The organism is Kordiimonas sp. UBA4487 (genome assembly GCF_002389025.1).
Lineage (GTDB): Bacteria > Pseudomonadota > Alphaproteobacteria > Sphingomonadales > Kordiimonadaceae > Kordiimonas > Kordiimonas lacus.
This window is the reverse complement of the sequence record NZ_DGNR01000015.1, coordinates 386,430-401,178: the sequence shown is the minus strand read 5'-3', so window position 1 is coordinate 401,178 and position 14,749 is coordinate 386,430. Positions and strand designations below refer to the sequence as shown.

Below are 14,749 nucleotides of genomic sequence, written 5' to 3'. Positions count from 1 at the left end.
AACTCTATATACGGGGATCAGGATACATGATGGGTGCACGTGCCCAACAAGCCATCATTAACCATAAGATTTATAAAGATCGTCAATGCCCGAAATCATTTTCAGTGGACCAGCTGGTCGCCTCGAAGGCCGTTATCAACCTGGTAAAACCGATACTGCGCCCGTTGCGCTGATCCTACACCCGCATCCGCAGTATGGCGGTACGATGGATAATAAGGTTACTTATTATCTGTATCACGCCTTTGCACACCGTGGCTTTGCCACCCTTCGCTTCAATTTCCGCGGGGTTGGCCGCAGCCAGGGCGAATTCGACAATGGAACTGGTGAGCTTTCTGATGCAGCATCAGCGCTTGATTGGCTGCAGTCGATGAACGAGAATTCGACCGGCACCTGGATCGCAGGCTTCTCCTTCGGTGCCTGGATTGGCATGCAGCTTCTGATGCGCCGCCCGGAAATCAAGGGCTTCATCTCGGTGGCCCCACCGGCCAACCTATATGATTTCTCCTTCCTGGCGCCCTGCCCGTCCTCCGGCCTTATCATCCAGGCCGACCAGGATGACCTTGTGACGCCAATCTCGGTCCAGAAACTGGTCGAAAAGCTGAAGGCACAGAAGTCCATCACCATTCATCATGACAACATCAAGGGCGCCAACCACTTTTTTGAAAGTGAACTGAACCAGTTGATGACATCAGTGAACAATTATCTGAACAAGCGGCTTACCGCCGGCGATTAAGCCCGTTCAGACAGCTATTTTGGGGAACCGGCATAGTCACCTTCGGGTGGGAATGCCGGTTTTTCTTTGGGTATGCCGTAGCCGATATCGATATAGTCCAGCGACAGAATGCTGGACCGCGCCCTTTTGAACTCGTCTGAGAAGCCCAGCGGTGTATCTGGGTCAGGGGTTTCAGTCAGCCCCAGCTGAAATGTCACGGGGCCACTCTCAGATCGAACCGGGAAGCCCACACCACGAACCTCAACAGAGCGCCCATTCTGCAGTGTGATGCGACGCAACAGGTCTGCACCGCACGGATGGCCGCAAACCGGCGCCATGGCCCTGGCATAGAAATCTTTTTGCTCACCCTTGTAAACACCCAGAAAATCGCCCCCCACATGCAGGTCTGGAATGAAAGCATCAAGAGCTGTCCCCAGCAACCGAACGGTCGCCGTGGTTGGCCCATGCCACTCCAGCAGATAGAAATAGGGCGCAACTCTTGGCATATCCCTCAGCACGAAGGCCGAACGGTAGGGAATACCGCCAGCTTCATTGGCATGGCGCTGCCAATAGTCGATAAAATTCTGAAAGTCTGTTTTCGTCAGCAAGCCACGCTCCAGCCCCCTGCACTACAACCTTAAAGAATGATACAACTGACTAACGAAAAAATCGTTAACTAGCGCCGCAAGCGCCGACCCCGCGGCAGATGAACCACACCGCCCGGAGTTGGTGCTGAACAGCCTGTCGTGCTTGGCAAGCTAAGCGCCAGACCCCGTTCTGTGCGAGCAGCCAAAAAAGCGAAGGCTTCGGCTTCCAGCGCGTCACCGCGCCAGCCCAGCACCTCGACAGGGTCCACCAGCACCGGCATACGCCGTCTGAGACGCCGCATCAGGGTTGGGTTATGTCTGCCGCCACCAGCGACATACCAGGCCTCTGGCGGGCTTGGGAAATGGCTTTGAGCTGAAATGACCGATTCCACCACGAAGTTGGTGAGCGTCGCGGCCCCGTCTTCTGCTGACAAGCCACGCACGGTCTGGATGTTGAAGTCGTCTCTGTCCAGCGTTTTGGGCGGCGTTTCATCAAAATATGGTGAAGCCATCAGCCCCATGACAACTTCTTCGTGGCTCAAGCCCCGTGCCGCCAGATTACCGTCGGTATCAACCGGCTTTCCGGTATGGATTTCAGCCCAGTCATCCAGCATGGCATTACCCGGTCCGGTGTCGAACGCCATGATCTGCGGGTCTTCCCCATCAGTGCCAAATTTCACCCAGGTTACATTCGCGACACCACCGATATTCAAGATTGCCACCACATTGTGTCGCCGTGCCCGGGCCAGAAGCGCCGCGTGATAAAGCGGCACGAGTGGCGCGCCTTCACCGCCCGCTGCCACGTCAGCCGTGCGGAAATCATTGACCACCTTGATGCCCGTCAGGCCGGCAAGTCGGCCGCCGTCCCCCAGCTGCCAGGTCCAGCCGCGGTCTGGCCGGTGGGTCAGCGTCTGGCCGTGAAAGCCTATCAGGTCAATCTCTTCCGGCGTTTGCCCGGTAACCGCCAACAGCTCAAACACGGCTTCTGCGTGCCAATCAGCGAGGTCGTCATCCAGTTGTTTGATAGCTTCAGGTGGATTTTCCGGGCTTGCACACCCAGCTGCCAGGGAAAGACATTCTTTCACCTGCGCCCGCATCTCGGGGGTATATGGCAGTGTCAGCGATGGGCCCAGGCGTTCAATTCGAACGCCATCCGTATAGATCATGGCTGCGTCGATACCATCCATCGAAGTGCCGCTCATCAGGCCGATGACACATTTGATATCGCCTGCTTCACCCAAAACTGACATAAAACACCTGTCTCCTACGCTTTTGCACCCGCTTGGGGCTTTGCCTTACCGCCACCGTATGCTACATCAGCCCGCTCTTAAATAATTTTATTCGCACGACATCATCTATTTGGACCAGATCAATGACCAACTTGAAATCGGAATTTCTGCAAGTCCTGACCGAACGGGACTTTATCCACCAGGCGACTGACCTGGAGGCTTTGGACGCCAAAATGTCTGAAGGCCCGATTTCAGCGTATATCGGCTTCGACTGCACGGCCCGCAGCCTGCATGTCGGCAGCCTTGTCCAGATCATGATGCTGCGCTGGCTGCAGAAGACCGGCCACAAGCCGATTGTCCTGATGGGCGGCGGCACATCCAAAATCGGCGACCCGTCGGGCCGCGACGAAAGCCGTCAGCTGATGACCGATGAGATCATCGAGGACAATATGGCGGGCATTCGCACTATCTTCGATCAGCTGCTGACGTTCGGCGACGATGCCAGCGACGCTGTGATGGTCAATAACGGCGAATGGCTGGATGACCTGCGTTACATCCCGTTCCTGCGCGAAATCGGCCCGCACTTCACCATCAACCGCATGATGACGTTTGACAGTGTGAAACTCAGGCTTGAGCGCGAACAGCCGCTGACGTTTCTTGAGTTCAACTATATGATCCTGCAGGCCTACGACTTCATGGAGCTTGCCGGGCGCCACAACTGCGTGCTGCAGATGGGCGGGTCAGACCAGTGGGGCAATATCGTCAACGGCATGGAACTGGCGCGCCGCAAGGCAGGCAAGCATCTGTTCGGCCTGACAACACCGCTGATCACCACGGCTGACGGCAAGAAGATGGGCAAAACCGCGTCCGGTGCCATCTGGCTCAATGAAGAACAGCTGCCAGCTTACGATTTCTGGCAATTCTGGCGCAACACGCAGGACGCCGATGTAGGTCGGTTCCTGCGCCTGTTCACCGAAGTGCCGATGGACGAGATTCGTCGCCTGGAAGCGCTCGGCGGCTCAGAGATCAACGACGCCAAGGTGATCCTGGCCAATGAAGTGACCAAGCTTTGTCGTGGCGCCGATGCCGCGAAGGCTGCGGAAGCAACGGCACGGGAAACCTTCATCAAGGGAGGCGCAGGCGCTGACCTGCCAACTGTAAGCATCCCCGCCGCAGCACTGCAGGCCGGCTTCAATGTGGTTGACCTGTTTATCGAAGCGGGCCTCGGTGCCTCCAAAAGCGAAGTACGCCGACTGATCAAACAGGGCGGTGCCAAGCTGAACGACGCCAAGGTCGAAAGCGAAGACCTCGTCGTTTTGGCGGATGCCCTGAATGACGGTCAGATCAAGCTTTCGGCCGGCAAGAAGCGTCACGCGCTGGTGAAGGCCGAGTAACGCCTGTCTTTACAAACTGATCGATGAAGGCCTCTGTGGAAGCACAGGGGCCTTTTTCATGGCGTAGAACAAGACCATTCAAGAGGCTGGCTTGTCTTCGTCTTTCGGCTCATCCGAGGGGTCTTCCGCCGGTTCTGGTGTCGGCTCGGCTTTTGGCGCAGTGCCACCATCGGCACCAGGCTGCGGTTCCGTGCCGTCAGGGCCAACGGAATCACCGGGATCAACGGGTGTAGTTTCAGGGCCCGGCTCCAGCTCCACATCGGCAATCTTGCCTTTCCGGCCTTCAAACAACAGGCGCAGAAATCCAGGTGCCAGGCCCGAGACCGGATTGATGGTGAACTCAGGATTTTCCAGCTGGCCTTTCACGCGGTAGGATACGCCAAACACGCCCTTGCCTTCGCCGCCGGTCAGGAGCGCGCCCAAAATGGGGATCTTGCCCAGAAGAGAGTTCAAGCCATAAGCCGGTACAAAGACGCCGTTTACATTGATCTTGTCTTCACGGGCCGATATCTGCCCTTCCATGGTCATGCCCAGCGTCGGGCCATTGGCCTTCAGGCCAGACAGGTCAAGCAGGCTGTTGGTGTAATCGAAAGGGACGTCAATCTTGTCGAGCGAAACCGGGCCATCCGATAGATAGTCGTTAAGGCCGCTCACGACGCCTTCTTTGACCCCGGGGCCGAGGTTCTCCTGCGAGACCATCAGGCTGTCGCGCACTTTTGCCTCGCCTTCCATATGCAGCCGATCGCCCCACCCTGACGTCAGGCCTGACATATTCAGGCTGCCATCCCTCAGGTGTGCAAACAGGCCTAGCCCCCGCAGGATATGGCCCGCATCCGGGCTGGTAAGCGAAATGGCCTGCCCAGCCGGGTCATCTGTTTCGCCGACTGTCATGACGACCTGCTTCTCGGTTCCGGGGACAAAGCCGGTGAAGCTCAGTGTTTTGGGCTCCCCTTCCTTGAAGCGGGTCTCCAAGGAGGCCTTTTCCAGGGCCTCGCCATTCAGCAACAACAATCGGTCAGCCAAAAGCTTGATGTCGACATCATCGCCTTTTTGCTCAGCCTCATTGGCTGCTGCCGTTGGCGTTGCAGGCGCATCATCCAGTTCCCGCAGGTAAACACCGGCATCGAACGTTGCGGCCACAATGTTCACCTTGGTCGGCTTCCCCGCGCGCTGCACCACAGTGCCCGCCAACTGATGATTACCCATCTGGCGAATAGTAAAATCACCATCCAGCCGTCCGCTTTCGCGGCTACCCCAGTCGAATGAGGCAACCAGATCCACGTTTTCGCCCTGCACGACAAGCGGGCTCAGGGAGGTCCCCTCGTCCCGAAGCACCAGTGTGCCCGTTACCATCGCAGGGCTGGACACCGGCTTGCGCCAGGCAAGCTGGGATGCCTTCAGAACCGCGTCGGTCGTATCGGCGGTGAAATAGCCACGACTGAATTTGAAATTGCGGCCAATGAAGGTGGCTTCACCCACGGCCTTGCCCTCGAGAAAGTCAGAAATATCGACGCCAAAAGCCTGGATATCCGTCTCGTCGAATTCGCCAACCAATACCACTTCCGTGGTTTCTGCCTCAGGATTGTCGCGACCGGCTGCGAAATCCTCGCGCCAATACAGGCTTACTGGTACCCCGTTCAAGCGGGCATCCCCGGCGAGCGACAGCCGGTCACCGTCCAGTTGCAGGATCATCGAACCCTCCCGCAGGCCTTCACCGCCCAGGAGATCCGTGACGGATGTGCCCCTCAGCTGCGCTTCCACACGGTAATCGACATCTTCCTTCGGCACGCCCTTGATAAGAGGCACAGTGATCGCGACATCAACATTTGCCGTACCGTCAAGCCGCGTGGGGTCGAAATCGATCTTCTGGGGTACATTCAGCGGATCATAAGCAATCAGGTCCATGATGGTTGGCACAGGCCCCGTCAGCTTGACATTGAACTCTCCCGTGCCCTGCCCCGGCATGTGAATGTCATACATATGGGCCGTCGATCCGCCAATTGGCATGCCCAGGACCGAGCCCGCTGTTATCTCGATGTCGAATTCTTCACGCGTCAGTCGCCCATGACCGATTGCATTTTCAATGGGGGGCATTTCACGCAGGTACTTGGTGTCAATACCGTCGAATTCAAAATCCAGTTGGATGGCGCTGCCTTTTGCGAAGGCACCACCGGTGGTCGGCGACCAGTCCACATGGAAACTGACATTTCGAGCAGTTCCCTGGATCATATTCTCATCCACCCAGACCCGCGCGCCCCTTGGCGTACCGTCAGGATAGGTGGCAACTGGCCAATAGCTTTTAATTTCGGGAATGGTTGCGGCATCTGTCTGCAGCATCAGCTTCACGCTGGGCTCATCCAGTTCCTCAAACCACTGAAAGACGCCGCTACCCGTAACAAGCCGCGCGCCGGCTTGCACTTCCAGCTCCTCAATCACAACCATGTCTTCCGACGCAACATAGTAGCCGTCGATGGACCCGAATGTGACAGGCGCGGCTTCGGGGAAACGCACCGGATGGCTGACAAAGCCTTCATCAATGCCCACATGGAAGCGCGCGGACCGAAGGCCCACGTTTGACGCCAACTCAAAATCCAGCCCCAAAGTTACCGGGAAATCGAGGTAAGTAACCACCTCAGGCATATTGGCCTGGAAGCTCAAATCACTTGGGTTCATCTGGCTGAACGCCACGGAGACTGTAAGCTCACCTACTTCCGGCTCGGCTTCACCCTGCAGCTGCAGCTGGACAGGCCGGTTCCCAAGCATAACGTCGGCAAGGGCGGCCAGGGACAGCAAATCACCGTCGGCATTCAGCTCGAGCCGCGGCACGGCAAAACGGGCATTCTGGAACTCGTCCCCGCGCACAATTTCAATCACCGAACTGGTCAACAGGATATTGTCCAGGTCGGGCGCCTGGTTGGTCAGGCGTTTTGCGAAACGGCTAAAAGCTTCTGTCACAGGCCGGAATACGGCGGGTTTTGGCAGGCCGCTGTCGCCGAACAGGTCTGAAAACCCGCTACTGCCCGTGGCATCCGAAAAGCCTGCCAAATCTGTCACCAGGACATTTGGTGCGTCCAACTCAACGGATGACAGGCCAATGTCCCCGAGGATGCTGGAAAAGGCGACACCCACACGCGCGCGCGGCACCCGGGCAGTCAGGCGGTCGGCCCGGTCCGTCAGGCGCAGGTTGGTGATGGAAATCCAGGGCCTGACGCTGCGCCAATCCCAGCCAATTTCGGTTTGATCGAATTCAATTTTCCAGCCTGGCAGGATCCCTTCCGCCTGGCCGATTATCTCGTCTCGGGCAAAGCCCATATCAATCGGCGCAAACAGCAGGCGCGCAAACAAAAGGCACGCCAGCAACACTGCTGCTGTCGCAACCCACACCCCCGTTCTGACCATAATGCCCAGAGACTTTTTCAAAGATGACGTCCGATCGCCTTAATTGCCCTTGATTTGACTAGGCAAGGTATGAACACTCGTGTCTGTCCGCAAATAAAAACTCAGAAAGTTGATCCTTCTGTATGTCACATTCGACACATACACTACCGAAAGCTTATCATAAGGAAAAAGCAGACGAAATTTGGGCAGCTGTAGCCGAAAGTGATTCTGCCCTCAAGGGCAATGAATCTGCACGGGCGCTGGCAGATGCGCTTTTCGGGCACAGTAACTTTCTGGCGGGCATTGCCAGGCGTCAGCCCGCGCTTGCCGCTGCATATCTGCAGGGCGATCCGGACACCCATTTTGAGGCCATCCTCGCGTCCCTGACTGCGCCCCGCCCTGATGGTGAAAAGACTCCGGACCTGATGGCCTTCCTGCGTGAACAGAAAAGCGCCACAGCATTCCTGACTGCCGCCGCCGACGTTGCTGGCTGGTGGAGCTTAGAGGACGTCACGACGGCCCTCAGCCGTTTTGCTGATGCGGCGCTCGAGCTGGCGCTCGCGCACCTGTTGCACGCCAGCATGAAAGCCGGCGAACTGGCGTGGCCGAACGGTGAGGAAGAAGCCGTCAGTCCGGCTCTTGCGGCCTCGTGCGGCTATTTCATTCTCGGCATGGGCAAATTGGGGGCTTATGAGCTCAATTATTCCTCGGATATCGACCTGATCGCCCTCTATGACACCGACCGTGTGCGCTACACCGGGACCAAAACCGTCAAGCAGTGCTTCATCCGCCTGACCCAGGAACTGATGAAGATCATGGAAACCCGGACCATGCACGGCTATGTGTTCCGCACCGACCTGCGCTTGAGGCCCGACCCTGGCGCCACCCCTGTAGCCCTGGCCGTTGAAGCCGCCGAAACATATTATCATTCCATGGCCGTGAACTGGGAACGGTCTGCCATGATCAAGGCCCGCGTGGTGGCCGGCGACCAGACAGCCGGAAAAGCCTATCTTGAGACCATGGCGCGCTGGATCTGGCGCAAGAATATGGATTTCGCGGCCCTCAATGATATTGCCGCCATCAAAAACCAGATCAACCGTCACTATGGCCAAACCCAGACCGCCTTCAAGGGATACAATGTCAAACTGGGCTATGGCGGCATCCGGGAGATAGAATTCTTCACGCAAATCAACCAGTTACTACATGCAGGCCGGCACCCGGCGCTCAGGCTTAGGGGCACGCTGGACGCCCTTGACATGCTGGCAATGGACCAGATTATCGACGGCAAGATCCACAAGACGCTTTCGAAGGGCTACCGCTTCCTGCGCACGTTAGAGCACCGCATTCAGATGATGAATGACGAGCAAACCCACGATATCCCGGACGACGATGACCGGTTCGCTTGCCTGGTATCCTTTATGGGGTATGCGGATGAAGCCAGCTTCAAGGAAGCTGTTACCTGCCACACCAAGCCGATCAGCCAGATTTATGAAGACTTGCTGCCCGAAGACGACACAGCCAAAAATGACGGCTATTCCGAAGGCGACCTGCCGGCCACGCTCGCGAAGCTCGGCTTTGAAGACCCGGACAATTCTGCCGCAGTGATCGATGGCTGGCGCCGGGGGCGTCACAGGGCGCTTCGAACGGAACGCGCCAGAGGCTTGCTTGAACAGATATTGCCTGGCCTTCTGGAAGCCTTTTCAGGCACGGAAAACGCTGGCAGCGCCCTCACCCGATTTGACAGGTTCATATCGCAACTGCCTGGCGGCGTTCAACTTTTCTCCCTTCTTCAGTCCAACCCTTCGCTGTTCCAGTTGCTGGCACATGTCATGGGGCTCGCGCCCGCTCTCGCTGAAACACTCGGGAAAAAACCCGACCTCTGGGACGCAGTATTAGAACCTGGCTTCTATGCGCCGCTTGAAAGCGAAGAGGACCTCAGGGAAAAGCTTGAAGAACTGCTGGATAGTGCCCGCGACTATCAGGATATCCTGGATATCGTCCGACGGTTTGTGGCCGAACACCGCTTCCGCATTGGCGTCCAGTTGCTGGAATCGCTTGCCAGCGTTGAAGAATGCGGTGAAGCCCACACGCGGCTTGCTGATGTAACCTTGAAAGCCCTGACAAAACGCGTCGAGGATGAGTTCGCCACAAAGCATGGTCGCTTCGAAGGCGGCGGTATTTCAATTGTGGCCATGGGAAAATATGGCGGCGGCGAGCTGACACACACATCCGATCTGGACATCGTCTTCCTTTATCATGTGCCGGATATGGACAGTCTGTCGGACGGGCCTAAGCCCTTGATGCCAAGCCAATATTTTTCCCGCCTTGGCCAACATATCATCACGGCCATCACGGCACTGACGCCCGAAGGCCGGCTTTATGAGGTCGATACCCGCCTCAGGCCGTCTGGCAGCCAGGGCCCGCTTGTTGTGACGCTCAAGACCTTTGCTGACTATTATACGGAAGCGGCATGGGCATGGGAACATATGGCGCTGACCCGTGCGCGCGTGATCCTGGCGCCGGACAGCATTCGCGAGCCCCTCATCAGCACCATCATTTCGGTGCTGACTGCCTCACGGGACGGTGACGCGCTGCTGCGGGCCGTTCATGACATGCGCGGCAAGCTGTTCGCGCAGTTCGGCACCGACAATCCGTGGGCCATCAAGCACGCGCGGGGCGGGCTCGTGGATATGGAATTCATCTGCCAGTATCTGATGCTTCGGGAAGGCAACAGGGCAAAGGATATCTTCCACCCACAACTGGACGAAAGCATCAGTCGGCTTGCTGCCGCCGGGGCCCTGACCGAGGAACAGGCCGCAACCCTCCATGGAGGACACGAATACATGCAACAGGTGCAAAGCTTGCTGCGCCTTTGCCTGGGCGGCAGTCCGGCTTACGACAGCGCCATCCCAAAGGCGCTTCGGTCCACATTATGCCGGGCCACGGGGAAGGCAACTTTCAACGATCTTCGGGCAGACCTTGTCCGTAAACAATCAGACATATACAGCTTGTTCCAAACTGTGATAGAGGAACCGGCGAATGCCTTACCGACTGCAGAAGACGCATAATCTGCAGCAAAAGAGATAACCGGAGGACATGACGTGAGCATTGACGTTGGAGATAAAGCCCCTGCCTTTACCCTGCCCGCCGATGGCGGCGAAACGCTGTCGCTCAGCGACTTCAAGGGCAAAAAAGTGGTTCTGTATTTCTACCCCAAGGACAGTACCCCTGGCTGCACCACCGAAGCCAAGGATTTCACGTCACTGATCGGTGAATTTGAGGCCGCTGGCGCCGTTGTGCTGGGCATGTCCAAGGACAGCGTCAAGCGACACGATAACTTCATCGCCAAGCAGGAACTGAAAGTACGCCTCTTGTCCGATGAAGACGGTAAAACCATTGAAGACTACGGCGTTTGGGTGCAGAAGAAGCTCTATGGCCGTGAATATATGGGCATTGAGCGCGCCACCTTCCTGATTGACGGTGAAGGCACCGTACGCGAGGTCTGGCACAAGGTGAAGGTCAAAGGGCACGCCGAGGCGGTCCTTGACGCTGTCAAAGGGCTATAGTCTGATCCATGACCGCAGAATGGAAAAATATCAGCGAAGCTGCCGTGGCTGTCCTCAACACCGGGCGCCCGCGCGAGAAAGCTGAAATGGCCCGTCTGGCGGCTGCCAAATGGCGCGGTGGCACGCTGGAGCTTGACTTCACTGTCCAGCCGCCGCTCCGCCCCGAAAGGCCAGAAAAGCCGGTCCTGATGATGCCCGCGGATATGCCAAAGCGTCGCAAAGGCGGCACAGAGGGCAACCGCCGCGCCCTTCTGCATGCCATCGCACACATCGAACTGAATGCCATTGATCTGGCGTTTGATCTGGTCGCCCGCTTTGGCGACCTGATGCCAAAAGGCTTCACCGATGACTGGGTACAGGTTGGGGATGACGAAGCCCGTCATTTTTCCCTTTTGCAGGCGCGCCTGAAGGCACTGGACTGCTATTATGGCGATCTGCCTGCCCATGACGGTCTTTGGCAGTCCGCGATGGACACCAAAGACAGCCTGCCTGCCCGGCTGGCCATTGTGCCCATGGTGCTCGAGGCCCGCGGCCTGGACGTCACGCCCAAGATGATCGAGCAGTTCAAGAAAGCCGGAGACGTCACGTCCGCTGATGTGCTGCAAACCATCTATGAAGAAGAAATCGGCCACGTCAGTGCCGGAACCCGGTGGTTCAAGCATCTGGCCAAACAAGGCGGGCTGGACGACAAGGTCTGGTTCCAGGAACTGGTGGGCGAATATTTCAAAGGCTCCCTCAAGCCGCCTTTCAACAAGCCTGCCCGCAACCGTGCCGGCCTGCCCTGCTCCTTCTATGAGCCCCTTGCGGAGCTGCTTGCAGACGGACAATAGGCTTGACCATTCGGCCGAAATTCGGTGGAATGGCAAAAAACTACTATAAATTATAACTTTATTAGCTTGATGCATGCCTATATAGAGGAATGACTTCGAGCAGGGACCAACAGGGTGAGGACGCGCATTGCGTGGATGGTAGTTGAGTAACGATCTGACTTTATTAGAGAAATTCCAGATCTTCCGGCAAAGATATTTTCCGGAGCGCCAGCTGTTTTTGCGCAGCGAAGGCCGCGTTCGCTTTGTTACCATTGGCAGCTACACCCAAATGGTGGCTGCAACTGCCCTTTCAAGCGCCCTGATTTGGGGCAGCGTGACATCCTATCACTATCTTACCCGTGACCAGGTGCTTGAAGCCAAGAACCGCACCATTACGACCATGTCAGCGCAGTATGAATCGCTGTCCAACGACTTTTCGGCGCTTGAAATGGAAGTGGAGCGTAAAGCGGAACAGCTTGAGACACGTCAGCAGTTTCTTGAAGAAGTTGTTGGTGTTGAAAAAGCGAGTACGGCAGCACCGGCCCAGGACGATGCAGAAGAGATCGCTGCACAAAATCCAGAGCGGACGTCTTTCAACAGCGACAGTAAACCGGGTTTCTTCGCGGAAATCCTTGGTGCCGGTACGGCACAGGCCGCGATCCTGTCCAATAACGACCGGCGCAAGAACCTGCTTTCCAGACTCCAGCAGATGGAAGCGCGCCAGCAACAACTGGCCAACGCGCTTCTGAATGACGCCCAAGCCCAGATTGCCAGAATCGACAGTATTCTGGAGCCAACAAAGCTTAACAATACCAAGCTTCTTGAAAAAGCCGAAGCCATGGCGTCTGCCGTGGGCGGCCCCTTTGTTCCGGAACAGGACTTCCAGCCTGTTTTCCACGAAAATGATCAGGACACTTTCCTTCGCCTGATTAACACCCGTCAACGCCTTGAGATGGTCACATTGGTACTCAATAGTGTCCCTGTCGGCGAACCTGCGGATAAATATTATCTTTCCAGCAAGTTCGGTCGACGCAAGGACCCGCTGAAGAAAACCTGGGCGAGGCATTCAGGCCTTGATCTGGCAGGATGGCCCGGAACGGCTATCAACGCTACGGCCCCAGGTACAGTTGTCCATGCCGGCTGGTATGGCCCTTACGGGAATATGGTCGAAATCGATCATGGCAACGGCTTCAGGACACGCTATGGCCACATGCGCCAGGTTCGGGTCAAAAAGGGAGACGAGGTAATATTGGGACAACGCGTGGGAGACATGGGCAAGACAGGACGGGCGACTGACACGCACGTTCACTATGAAGTCTGGTTCGACGGAGAAGTACGCGACCCAATGCCTTTTATGAAAGCAGCAAACGATGTTCTCGAAATCCAAGGAAGAAATGAAGAAACCAGTCAGCAATAACACGCCAGCGCCCCGCTCGGGTGCAGCGACCACCCCTTCCCTCATCGCATCAGACGTTCAGATTGAAGGCAATGTCCGTACAAACGGCGAACTGCAGCTTGACGGCAGCATCACGGGCGACGTGTCCTGTGGCGGTCTTGTCATGGGCGAGAGCGGCGCTGTAAAAGGCACCATCTCAGCCGATAATGTGACTGTCCGCGGTACCGTCAAAGGCGAAATTCGCGCCCGCTCGGTACGCCTTGAAAAGAGCGCTATTGTTGAAGGCGATGTGGTTCACGAAAGCCTGTCTGTTGAAGCCGGCGCCAAACTGACCGGCCGGTTCGCGCATTCGTCGAACCCGACCGAAGGGAAGGCAGCCCCGATGGCTTCTGCGGCAGCCCCAAAGAAGGATGAAACGGCGGAAACGCCATCCTTCGTCAAGGCAAAACCAGCTGCCGAATAAGCACACTGGTATCAGGCAATAAAAAAGGCGCCCTTCGAGGCGCCTTTTTCATGTTCAGGTGGCAAAGCCTTAGTCGATATCCGCGACTTCGGTGTCTGTGCCGTGTACCCGCGCCGCAAGCGCCGCCGCCATGAAGCGGTCAAGGTCACCGTCCAGCACCTTGTCTGGCTGGCCGGATTCTTCGCCGGTGCGCAAATCCTTCACCATCTGATACGGCTGCATCACATAGGAACGGATCTGGTGGCCCCAACCGATTTCGGTCTTGGTGGCATTGACCGCATTGGCTTCTTCTTCCCGGCGCCGAAGCTCGGCCTCATAAAGCCGCGCCTTCAGCATGCTCATCGCCGCCGCACGATTTTTGTGCTGGGACCGTTCGGCCTGGCACTGTACCACGATGCCGGACGGCTGGTGGGTAATCCGCACCGCACTATCGGTCGTGTTCACGTGCTGGCCGCCCGCGCCCGACGCCCGGTAGGTATCCACCTTCAGGTCGCCTTCGTTGATATCGATCTCGATGCTGTCGTCGATCACCGGATAAACCCAGACAGACGCAAAGCTGGTGTGCCTGCGCGCGTTGCTGTCATAGGGTGAAATCCGCACCAGCCGATGGACACCGGATTCGGTCTTCAGCCAGCCATAGGCGTCCTCGCCCTTGATCTGCAGCGTGGCGGATTTGATGCCCGCCTCTTCGCCCGGCATATACTGGACGGTTTCCACTTTGAAGCCGCGCTTCTCGGCCCAGCGCATATACATGCGGTGCAGCATGGACGCCCAGTCCTGGCTTTCCGTACCGCCAGCGCCTGAGTGGATTTCAACGTAGGTATCGTTACCGTCCGCTTCGCCCGACAACAGCGCCTTCAGCTCAGCGTCCTTGGCTTTTTCAGCCAGGCCCTTGATCTGCTCTTCCGCTTCCGATTCCATGTCCGCATCGCCTTCCATTTCGGCGAGCTCAAGAATCTCCAGCGTGTCAGAAAGGTCGGTTTCGATTTCCTGCACGGCCTTGATGGCGTCATCGAGCTTGGTACGCTCGCGCATCAGTTTCTGTGCATTCTGGGGATCATTCCAAAGATCAGGGTCTTCGGCTAATGCATTCAGCTCTTCCAGCCTGAGTAAAGCCCGATCCCAGTCAAAGATGCCTCCTCAGCAGTGCCATTGACTGCTGGAGTTGGTCGACGGTTGCCTGAGCTTCCGCGCGCATAAACACTTCCTTCGTTA

11 protein-coding genes are annotated in these 14,749 nt (G+C 57.1%); 7 read left to right on the top strand and 4 right to left on the bottom strand.

The window, feature by feature from the left end; translation table 11 throughout:
• Positions 1-85 precede the first annotated feature (85 nt).
• A complete protein-coding gene (locus B3Z17_RS18280; RefSeq protein ID WP_068306503.1) occupies positions 86-733 on the top strand; it encodes an alpha/beta hydrolase in 648 nt (215 codons plus the stop codon).
• A gap of 14 nt (positions 734-747) precedes the next feature.
• Here the strand turns inward: B3Z17_RS18280 and B3Z17_RS18275 are convergent, their stop codons facing one another.
• Both B3Z17_RS18275 and B3Z17_RS18270 read right to left on the bottom strand, forming a co-directional pair.
• Positions 748-1,320 carry a PAS domain-containing protein gene (locus B3Z17_RS18275; RefSeq protein ID WP_286831210.1) on the bottom strand — a complete coding sequence of 191 codons (573 nt, stop codon included), beginning with the start codon at positions 1,318-1,320 and terminating at the stop codon, positions 748-750.
• Between the two features lie 68 nt (positions 1,321-1,388).
• Entirely contained in the window at positions 1,389-2,549 is a 1,161-nt protein-coding gene (locus tag B3Z17_RS18270; protein WP_286831208.1) for an anhydro-N-acetylmuramic acid kinase, read from the bottom strand.
• A 122-nt stretch (positions 2,550-2,671) separates the two neighbouring features.
• On the opposite strand from B3Z17_RS18270, the gene tyrS reads away from it, so the two are divergent.
• Positions 2,672-3,922 carry a tyrosine--tRNA ligase gene (gene tyrS / locus B3Z17_RS18265; protein WP_286831206.1) on the top strand — a complete coding sequence of 417 codons (1,251 nt, stop codon included), beginning with the start codon at positions 2,672-2,674 and terminating at the stop codon, positions 3,920-3,922.
• Positions 3,923-4,000: 78 nt separating this feature from the next.
• Here tyrS and B3Z17_RS18260 read toward each other — a convergent pair whose 3' ends face one another.
• On the bottom strand, positions 4,001-7,342 hold the full coding sequence (locus B3Z17_RS18260) for an AsmA-like C-terminal domain-containing protein (protein WP_286831205.1): 3,342 nt from the start codon (positions 7,340-7,342) through the stop codon (positions 4,001-4,003).
• A gap of 101 nt (positions 7,343-7,443) precedes the next feature.
• On the opposite strand from B3Z17_RS18260, the gene B3Z17_RS18255 reads away from it, so the two are divergent.
• The 5 genes from B3Z17_RS18255 to B3Z17_RS18235 all read left to right on the top strand — a co-directional run bounded on the left by B3Z17_RS18255 (position 7,444) and on the right by B3Z17_RS18235 (position 13,534).
• On the top strand, positions 7,444-10,368 hold the full coding sequence (locus B3Z17_RS18255; RefSeq protein WP_286831203.1) for a bifunctional [glutamine synthetase] adenylyltransferase/[glutamine synthetase]-adenylyl-L-tyrosine phosphorylase: 2,925 nt from the start codon (positions 7,444-7,446) through the stop codon (positions 10,366-10,368).
• 33 nt (positions 10,369-10,401) lie between these two features.
• Positions 10,402-10,866, top strand: coding sequence for a thioredoxin-dependent thiol peroxidase (gene bcp, locus B3Z17_RS18250; RefSeq protein WP_286831200.1), 465 nt, complete (start codon positions 10,402-10,404; stop codon positions 10,864-10,866).
• An 8-nt stretch (positions 10,867-10,874) separates the two neighbouring features.
• Positions 10,875-11,696 carry a ferritin-like domain-containing protein gene (locus B3Z17_RS18245; protein ID WP_286831197.1) on the top strand — a complete coding sequence of 274 codons (822 nt, stop codon included), beginning with the start codon at positions 10,875-10,877 and terminating at the stop codon, positions 11,694-11,696.
• Positions 11,697-11,838: 142 nt separating this feature from the next.
• Positions 11,839-13,092, top strand: coding sequence for a peptidoglycan DD-metalloendopeptidase family protein (locus B3Z17_RS18240; protein ID WP_286831195.1), 1,254 nt, complete (start codon positions 11,839-11,841; stop codon positions 13,090-13,092).
• Complete coding sequence (locus B3Z17_RS18235) at positions 13,046-13,534, top strand: bactofilin family protein (RefSeq protein WP_074519325.1); 489 nt, start codon at positions 13,046-13,048, stop codon at positions 13,532-13,534. Before B3Z17_RS18240 ends, B3Z17_RS18235 begins: the two co-directional genes overlap by 47 nt.
• Before the next feature lie 69 nt (positions 13,535-13,603).
• Here the strand turns inward: B3Z17_RS18235 and prfB are convergent.
• A protein-coding gene (prfB, locus tag B3Z17_RS18230; RefSeq protein ID WP_139167458.1) for a peptide chain release factor 2 occupies positions 13,604-14,732 on the bottom strand; the annotation gives its coding sequence in 2 pieces (ribosomal slippage) (positions 13,604-14,662 and positions 14,664-14,732; 1,128 coding nt in all).
• Positions 14,733-14,749: the final 17 nt, after the last annotated feature.

Bases quoted from the DNA above. Each gene is read 5' to 3' on its own strand.
- B3Z17_RS18235 (WP_074519325.1), top strand. From the start codon at position 13,046: ATGTTCTCGAAATCCAAGGAAGAAATGAAGAAACCAGTCAGCAATAAC.
- tyrS (WP_286831206.1), top strand. From the start codon at position 2,672: ATGACCAACTTGAAATCGGAATTTCTGCAAGTCCTGACCGAACGGGAC.
- B3Z17_RS18255 (WP_286831203.1), top strand. From the start codon at position 7,444: ATGTCACATTCGACACATACACTACCGAAAGCTTATCATAAGGAAAAA.
- B3Z17_RS18280 (WP_068306503.1), top strand. From the start codon at position 86: ATGCCCGAAATCATTTTCAGTGGACCAGCTGGTCGCCTCGAAGGCCGT.
- B3Z17_RS18270 (WP_286831208.1), bottom strand. From the start codon at position 2,549: ATGTCAGTTTTGGGTGAAGCAGGCGATATCAAATGTGTCATCGGCCTG.
- B3Z17_RS18245 (WP_286831197.1), top strand. From the start codon at position 10,875: ATGACCGCAGAATGGAAAAATATCAGCGAAGCTGCCGTGGCTGTCCTC.